The 7,940-nt window shown below is 60.1% G+C and carries 7 protein-coding genes; 5 read left to right on the plus strand and 2 right to left on the minus strand.

What is annotated here, in order from left to right:
• On the minus strand, nt 1-2,218 hold a 2,218-nt coding region (locus ACP5E6_RS14615; protein ID WP_427955125.1), incomplete at its 3' end, for a BPTD_3080 family restriction endonuclease.
• Between the two features lie 799 nt (nt 2,219-3,017).
• Between ACP5E6_RS14615 and ACP5E6_RS14620 the strand changes: the two genes are divergently transcribed.
• The 5 genes from ACP5E6_RS14620 to ACP5E6_RS14640 all read left to right on the plus strand — a co-directional run bounded on the left by ACP5E6_RS14620 (nt 3,018) and on the right by ACP5E6_RS14640 (nt 7,629).
• Nucleotides 3,018-3,302, plus strand: a complete 285-nt coding sequence (locus ACP5E6_RS14620) for a helix-turn-helix domain-containing protein (protein ID WP_427955127.1) — start codon at nt 3,018-3,020, stop codon at nt 3,300-3,302.
• A 101-nt stretch (nt 3,303-3,403) separates the two neighbouring features.
• The gene (locus ACP5E6_RS14625) at nt 3,404-5,470 is read left to right on the plus strand and encodes a tyrosine-type recombinase/integrase (protein WP_427955130.1); all 2,067 of its coding nucleotides are present in this window, start codon (nt 3,404-3,406) and stop codon (nt 5,468-5,470) included.
• Nucleotides 5,457-6,644 carry a hypothetical protein gene (locus ACP5E6_RS14630; RefSeq protein WP_427955133.1) on the plus strand — a complete coding sequence of 396 codons (1,188 nt, stop codon included), beginning with the start codon at nt 5,457-5,459 and terminating at the stop codon, nt 6,642-6,644. Before ACP5E6_RS14625 ends, ACP5E6_RS14630 begins: the two co-directional genes overlap by 14 nt.
• Before the next feature lie 156 nt (nt 6,645-6,800).
• Entirely contained in the window at nt 6,801-7,091 is a 291-nt protein-coding gene (locus ACP5E6_RS14635) for a hypothetical protein (RefSeq protein ID WP_427955136.1), read from the plus strand.
• A gap of 343 nt (nt 7,092-7,434) precedes the next feature.
• Nucleotides 7,435-7,629, plus strand: a complete 195-nt coding sequence (locus ACP5E6_RS14640; RefSeq protein ID WP_427955138.1) for a helix-turn-helix transcriptional regulator — start codon at nt 7,435-7,437, stop codon at nt 7,627-7,629.
• Nucleotides 7,630-7,643: 14 nt separating this feature from the next.
• On the opposite strand, the gene ACP5E6_RS14645 is transcribed toward ACP5E6_RS14640, so the two are convergent.
• The coding region (locus ACP5E6_RS14645; RefSeq protein ID WP_427955140.1) for a tyrosine-type recombinase/integrase at nt 7,644-7,940 on the minus strand (297 nt) is incomplete at its 5' end.

Genomic DNA, 7,940 nt, shown 5'->3' on the forward strand with positions numbered 1-7,940 from the left:
GCACGTGATCGGGGCCGAAGCGAGCTTCGAGCCGTTCGTTCGGCAGCTCGATCCGGTAACCCTCGACGCGGGGAAATATGATTTCGAGTGCATCACGCTCGGGCCGGACTGCATGAACGCGCACCGTCTCACGCGGTTTTGCGGGGAGTGCGATCACGGGCTTGGCGGTGAAATCGAACGGAATGCCGAGGATATCGGCATATTCGACGTCGAACAGACCTTCGTCGTTCAATTCGTAGGATTGCCGGCGCAGGCCGCGCCCGACCACCTGTTCGCACAGTAACTGAGTGCCGAACGCGCGGACGCCGAGAATATGGGTGACGGTATTGGCATCCCACCCTTCGGTCAGCATGGACACCGAGACGACGCAGCGGATCTGCTCGCCGAGTTTGCCCTTTTTGCCCACGGTATTCATCACCTCGCGCAGCAAGGTCGCTTCATCGATGGTCTCGCCATCTTGAGCGTTGCCGCTGCGGGCGATGATTTCGCGACGGAACCGCTCGATTTCGTCGGCCGCCATCTCGCGAAAATCCTTATCAAGCGCCTCGCCGGATTCGAGCTGGGCGCTATCGATCAGGATGGTGTTGGGTCGGGCAAGGCGGTTGCCGAATTCATCATAATTGCGGAACAGAGGGAGGCGGCCGTTTTCCAGAAGTGACGATCCGTCATCGCTGTCACGAAGGAATCCCGACACGTATTTATAGACGAGCTCGGATGTCGATGTGTTGTTGCACACAACGATGAACACAGGCGGCAGGCCGATATTCTCCTGCTGCCACAAGGCGAATGTCTTGTCGTAATGACCGTAGAGGGCTTCGAGCGCCGAGATGAGCACGGGAGGCAGGGCATGCGGATCGTAGATTTTGCCTGATGACCGACCTTTTTTCGGCAGGCCGTGCGGGCTCTTTTTGATCTCTTCCCAAAGATTGCGGAATTTCGGCGTGTCGCCGCCCGGCACGTTGTCGGCCACGGGGACGCGTGGCAGCTTGACGATGCCGCACTCGATCGCGTCCATCAGCGAGAAATCGCTCATCGTCCAGGGAAACAAGGTACCTTCGACATAACCGGAGCCGCGGAGGAAAAACGGGGTCGCCGACAAATCATACACAAGCGAGACGCCGACTTTGCGTTTCACGATCTCCAGCCCGGAGATCCACATGCGGGCGGCTTCGTTATTCTGCTTTGCTTCGTCGCGCTCTTCGCCCTTCAGGTCTGCAAGAGCATCATCATCGTTGTCCGTTGCGCGTGCGCGATAACAATGATGCGCTTCGTCATTCAGCACGACGATGTTTTTGCTCCCCATCAAATCAGGCATGACCCGGCGCAGCATCTCGCCCTCGGTTTCGAGGGTTTGCAGCGTTTCGCCGCGCCAGCCCTCGATTGCGGCGCGGGTGCCTTTGGCGACGTCCATCCGCTCGCGCAGCTTGAAGGCGTGATAATTAGTGATCACGAATTTGGCATGATCGATATCGCCGAGCATGTCGGAGGGAACGATTTCGCGCTGACGGTAATAGCTTTCAGCGTCGTTGGGCAGCAGGACTCGTAGCCGATCCTTGATGGTGATGCCGGGTGCGACGATCAGGAAGCTGCGCGAGAACATCTTGCTGTTTGCATGTCGAGCGGCGTTGACCGCCTGCCAGGCGATCAGCATGGCCATCACCGTCGTCTTGCCGGCGCCGGTTGCGAGTTTCAGAGCCAGGCGCATCAGTTCGGGGTTCGCCTGCGCGTTGGCACCCTTCAGATGATCCCAGAACTTCGCGCCGCGTGCGCCCATTTTCGGGGCAACCTCGGTGAGCCAGATTGCGGTTTCTACCGCTTCAACCTGACAGAAGAAAGGTTTGATGCCGTTGAACTGGTGCGTTCGCCAATGCTGGAGCAGCCGGGCCGTTTCTGGTGTGACGAGCCATTGATCGGGGTTTGGTAGCGCGCGCCAGGATTCGACGTAGGATCGAACCTCATTGATGATCGGGGTCGGATTGTACTCTTGCTCCCTCGTTGAAAGCCCATCACCGGCATCGAGCACCATTTGCGTCTGATCGCGGAGGAGACGGCGTTTCTTCGGCTTGGGTACCGGTGTGATCAGATCTGATCGGCGGCGCGTTCCGATGATGCGGTTGGTGGGCTGCCCATCGGGATCGAGTTCCCAATGGCGTGCGGGGTACGCGTAAGGCGAATTTAGGATCGGATGATCGAAGAACGCCGTTTCAGAGGCCGCCATGTCGTCCCGCGCTCATTTCCAACCTGTTGTCTCGCTCGGTGTTCGCCCAGGCTATGTTACATGGCACCCGGCGCGTGACAATGGATAACAAAATGATGAGCCTGACTCGAAAATGGTGGTGTCTTGGCGATTAGGCATAACTCCGGCTCCGGGTTTCCTGCCTGCCAATGGCGGGCGCCCGGAAGCTCGGAGTCGCCTGTTCACTCTGTCTTTTGCTGACATACCCGTTTCTCCGGTGGGCCAATCCGTCCGCCTCGCAGTCCTACACCTTCCGATGTTGGTGAGAGGTACGACCCCTCGCGCTGCGACCCGCAGTCCAGGCAAATCTTTGTCAGCTATCCCTGGGGCGGGCGACCGCCTTTAAGGGGGATCGGAGTTGTCCGCGTCTCCGGCATGCTGCCGCGTAGCGGGTGAGAATCCGACAGAGGCTCGTGCAAATGAACGGCACGCTCGTAGCCTTGTTTCGCCCCGATCGATCGCGACCCGCCGGAGTTGCCGGAGCCGGGCTCGTATCGCAAGGCGCGGACCCGGATGCGCCGGGCCGGGGACCACGTGTTCGCGCCATTCTTGTGGCGTCGCCCGGACCGGTCCGTCCGCCGGGACAGCCCTCCCGGCTGCATCGAAAGAGAGACCAACCGTTCGTCGCCAAAGCAAGAAATCCTCTCCGGACCGATTATTCGGGCCTTTTGGTTGGGCAGAGTCGGCTGACGCAGAACGCGTTGAGCATCAGATCAGCACGAATTCTTTGCTAAGCGACGAGATTTGTTCAGTTGGGAAGTCTCTTTTTGTGGAGGTTTCAGTGAACGCGATCGGTCTCAATTCCCCATCTTCAAAAGTCTCGTCGCGGCGTCTCTTGGCCGTGCGCGAGGTAGCCGACCTCTTCGGCCGCTCCCCCCGGACGGTTCGTGGGTGGATCGCCGATGGTCGCCTTCCCGTGCTCCGCATTGGCAGGACCCCCTTCGTTCCCGAAAGCGCGCTCGATCGCATGATCGCGGCGGCGATCGCCGAGCCCGCTGATAGCGATGAGGGGCCAAAATCGGTTGAAGATTTTTGTGATCCCGAGTCAGGTAAAAACAATGGATAAATGTTATATAATGCAAAGGGGCGCTATTACATCGAGTAAGTTGATAAGGTACTCTTTGCATGATATGCCGCTACCTGCCACACCCCCATCCGGAGGGCTTCATGAAGAAAAAATCTCCTTCGCCAGCCGCGAAGACCGGTTCCAAATCATCTAATCATTCAGAGCCGCGACAGCTCCAATTGCTCCTGCCGGATCCCGTGGATCCCCCGGCCCGCCCAGCGTCGGGCCCGTTGACTGCAAGCGCGATCCGGGCCGCGATCGCCTCCTGGGAAGACATTCCAGCGTCACGGCGGCGGAATTGGGCTTCGGGCTTCAATGTCGCCGATAGAATCGTGCGAAAGTTGGAGGCTGAGACCGGAATCCTAGGCGGCCCCAGCCGTTGGACGTGCTGCCACCTCAACGTCATCCTCTGGAAACAACCCGCCGCCTTTTGTGGCCTATCCGATCGCCGCTTCGGTGAAGTCGTCAGTCAACTGCGTCAAATCCTCATCCGCCTTGGGGCCCATGCAGATACCGGTACCGGGCGCAATGAGCTGTCGCCGGCGTGGCAGGCTCTGCAGGATGGCCTGCCTACGCACGAACGTCGCGCCGGCGTGGTGCGGTTCTTGCGGTTCCTGACCCTGGCCGAAGTCGCGCCCACGGCGGTCGCAGCGGATGCACTAGAGCACTTTACCAGATGGCTGCGCGAGGAGACTTTGACTGAGGACATTCCGGCCTTAGTGCGCCGCACCGCGTCGACCTGGACCTGGGCGATGCGGTCGTTGCCGGGCTGGCCACAGGTCGAACTGTCCCAACCTGGGATGCGCGATGAATTCACGACGCCGATCAAAGATTTTCCAATGAGTTTTCAGCAGGATATGGCCCATTTCCTCGATGGACTGCGGGGTCAGCGTCTAGGAAAGATTTATGATACGCGGGGGGCCGCGTTCACGAAGATCGAGCACGGCACTGATCGCGGCGACAGTCGTGGCATCAGTGGGCGAAAAATTGGGGGTAGGGGCCGGCGCAACCGGGCGCAGAGCCCGCGCACCATACAAACGCGAACCGAACAAATCCGCGCGGCTGCCGCGGCGCTCCTGCAGCAGGGTGTGCTCCTCGAGACAATCACCGGACTGAAAGATCTAGTCACACCGTCCGAGCGTCCGCGAATGATCCTCGGATACCATCTGGCTCGGCTCAGGGCACGCATTGCCTCGCGGGGGCCGCGCAAAGCGGACGACACCGATCTTGACCCCACATCGAATTACGTGGCCGCGCTCGCTCAAGTGCTTCGTATGATCGCCCTCCATCACGCCGATCTGCCGGAGCCAGAAATAAACGAAATTCTCGAACTCCGTGATGCCGTTCGGCCCGATGCGCAGGGGACGATGAACGAGGATGTCGCCCGCAAGCTGCGCAACCTTAACGAGCCCGATACGTTGGCGATGCTACTGCACTTGCCGGAGGAATGGATCAGGCGGCTGCCGAAGCTAGAGCTGAGCCCTCGTAACGAAGCGCTGCTCTTCATGTATGCGACCGCCCTCGAAATCCTGCTCGCCGTGCCACTACGCAGGCGCAATCTGATTGAGCTGCATCTCGACAATCATCTCATAATCGATCAACGGACCGGCGCCGTCACCAAGCTGGACATTCCAGCCGGTGCTACCAAGACGCGCAAAAAGCCGATTATTTGGGAGTTCGGTCCGCGTGTTGCCGCGATGATCGGTACGTATATTCGAAAATATCGGCCGCTTTTGGCGCATGCTGATAATCGGTTTTTGTTTCCAGGGGGCGTGGGCACCAGCACCGAGGCGAGCCATCGTGATTTTGGAGACTTCGCCAATGAACTCTCAAGCCGCGTTGAACGCGAATTAGGAGCGCACTTCAATTTGCACATGGCACGCCATTTAACGGCGTATCGTATTTTGAGACGCTCGCCTGGTGCATATGAACTTGTATCCCGCGTGCTCGGGCATGCCTCGCCGAAAACGACCATGGCCTATTATTGTGGCCTCGAAATGGTATTTGCCGTCCGCGAGGCTTCGCGTTTGCTAGAGCTCGACCGGATCGAGGCCAACCACCCGCCCGCCCGCTTCGCAGTGGCGCAGGACCGGGTGAAGGCGCGGCGCCGGCAAGCACGGGTGAAAGGCGCGGGGCAGCCCGGGGAGGTCTGCCATGGCGCGACGTAGGGGACATCCCGATACATCGACGCCGGCCAAGCCCCGTCTCGTCGTGCCGATATCCGATTGGCCGCCGGCGCATCGTGCGTTGTGGGACGCCGAGACCGCACCGCGGACCGGACGGCTTGCCCGTGCCAAACATGCAGACACCCTCCGGCCCTTGAGCTTGCGCAATGCTCGCCGCAGCTGGGGTGCCTTCTTGACGGTGCTGAGTGCGGCGGGAATCGACACGACGACCGTGGCGCCCAGCGATTTAGTGACGCCAGACCATGTCGCGCGCTTCGTCGATACTCTGGCAGCGCGGGGCAATGTGGCGAACTCGATCAAAGTCCGATTATTCGATCTGCGCGTCGCGTTGCACATCATCCAGCCGGGACAAAATTTCGACTGGGTGACGCGACCAGGCGACGTCTCGATTAATGACTGGTTCGAGCACGAACCGGCCCGCAAGGAGGCGATCGATCCCCGCACCCTCACTCAACTTGGTCGCGACCTAATCGCGCGTGCGGAGGCGATGCAAGCCGATGCTGACGCCCAGCCCAAAACAAAGGCCGCGGTATCCAAAGGGGATGAGGATATTTTGCGGACTTATCGCGATGGGCTGATCTGCCTGCTCCTCGCGGCTCTGCCAATCCGCATCGGTACCCTCAGTCTGATGCGGCTGGAAGCGAACGTCGTGACCGTCGGGGAGCAGATCATGTTCCGCTTCACGGGCGCGGAGACCAAGAACAGCAAACCGATCGAATGCGCCTTGCCCGATCATTTGAAGACGGTTTTCCGCCACTATCTCGAGGTAATCCGCCCGCGTATGGTCCATGATGAGGGCGACGTCTGGTTCTGGCGCCACCCCCGGCAGGGCGGTCAGCGGTTCTGCTACGATGGCATCATGCAGATGTTCCGGCGCCTGACGGAACGGCAGCTGGGCACGGCCCACGGTACCCATGTTTCACGGCACGGCATGGCGACAGCCCTGGCCGATCTTGCACCGGAGCGGCCGGGGTTGGCCGCCACAGTGCTCGGTGTCGGCGAGAACGTGGTCGCCAGGCACTATCGGCACGCAACGATGCTTCATGCGGCCCGCCTCGTCACCGACCTCCTCGAGGAGGAACGTGATGAATTACGCCTGCGGGCCAGAACCAGGTTTGGGCACGCGGATAGGAACAACTACCAAAAAATGACATAAGATATTGAAAAATAACAATAAATATCCATATCTCCAGAGCAGGTCATTCTCGACACCCGGGCCGACCCGAGTATCCTTGTGCTCGACGCCCGACCTGCGCACCGGAGCTTTAGCTCCGCCCGGCTGAGCCCGGGGTCGCTTCAAGGACATCCATCAATGTCAGACTACACTCTATTCGACGCCGTGCGCGCCGAGCTCCGCGCACGTCTTGCGCTCACCCGCACCAGCGCCGGCATGAACACGGCCCTCCAGGCTCTGGCCGGTGCCATGCGCGGCTTTCGGGTTTCGATCGAAACCTCGGACGAACTTAAGCAAGTCGAAGGCGCCCAGCGACAGCTGCTGGCCGATCTGCTGACTCTCGAACTTTTCGTCGAGGAGCTTGGCGACCAGATCACCGAGCATCGCAATCACGTCGCCCGCAGCTTCGGCGCACCCGCCGCGCGCTGATCGATCAACCATAAATCCCCGCCCCGCAGTTACCTGCGGGGCGGGGATTTTTTTGCACCGGGAGCAAAATACCCCTTGACCGACAAAACTCCGTTCGTCGCCTGGAAACATTAGCGCCATAAAACAGCGTGAAATCAGCAATTTATCCAGAACACGAAGCCAGATCTTGCCAGAGCGACGAAGCCCTAAGCGGAAAATTGCCCATGGCCGCTTCAAGTACGCCGGCCAAGACCGGCTGCAAAAATTTCGTCGCCGTCGAGTCTCAAGCTCATTCACCGCCAGATGTGCGCAGGCGACGAAACTGTTCTTCTTGGGGTGTCTCACTTTCTCAAGGAGACACATGATGTCCGACGTTCTGCTCCGCCTCCCCGAGGTGATCGAACAGGTGAAGCTCAGTCGCTCGACGATCTACCGCCGGATCGAGGAGGGGACCTTTCCGCGTCCGCGTGCTCTCGGCACAGGGTGCGTTCGCTGGCGCCAATCCGAGATCGACGCCTGGATCGACACCCTCCCTATTGCCGACGATCCGGCCTGCTGAGGCTGAGAAGGAGATTACCGCATGGGGCCGGCCACGATCTCGCGCGCCGGTCGCATGCTTTCCAGCAATAGATCGGCCCAGATCTGCGAAAGCTCCCGCCGTCGCTTCAGATGCGTTGCTCTGTTATATGCGGCCTCCACCTTGTTCTTCGGCGCGTGCGCCAGCATCAGATCGATCACCGCCCGGTCAGCCGGGAACCGCTCGTTCATGATCGAGGAAAATGTTGCCCGCCAGCCATGCGGCACATGTCGCTGGTGATACCCCGCGCGGTTCAGAAGATATCCTAGCGCGTTCTCGGATATCGGCTTATG

The organism is Acidiphilium sp. (assembly GCF_049977125.1).
Lineage (GTDB): Bacteria > Pseudomonadota > Alphaproteobacteria > Acetobacterales > Acetobacteraceae > Acidiphilium.

Bases quoted from the DNA above. Each gene is read 5' to 3' on its own strand.
- ACP5E6_RS14625 (WP_427955130.1), top strand. From the start codon at position 3,404: ATGAAGAAAAAATCTCCTTCGCCAGCCGCGAAGACCGGTTCCAAATCA.
- ACP5E6_RS14630 (WP_427955133.1), top strand. From the start codon at position 5,457: ATGGCGCGACGTAGGGGACATCCCGATACATCGACGCCGGCCAAGCCC.
- ACP5E6_RS14635 (WP_427955136.1), top strand. From the start codon at position 6,801: ATGTCAGACTACACTCTATTCGACGCCGTGCGCGCCGAGCTCCGCGCA.
- ACP5E6_RS14640 (WP_427955138.1), top strand. From the start codon at position 7,435: ATGTCCGACGTTCTGCTCCGCCTCCCCGAGGTGATCGAACAGGTGAAG.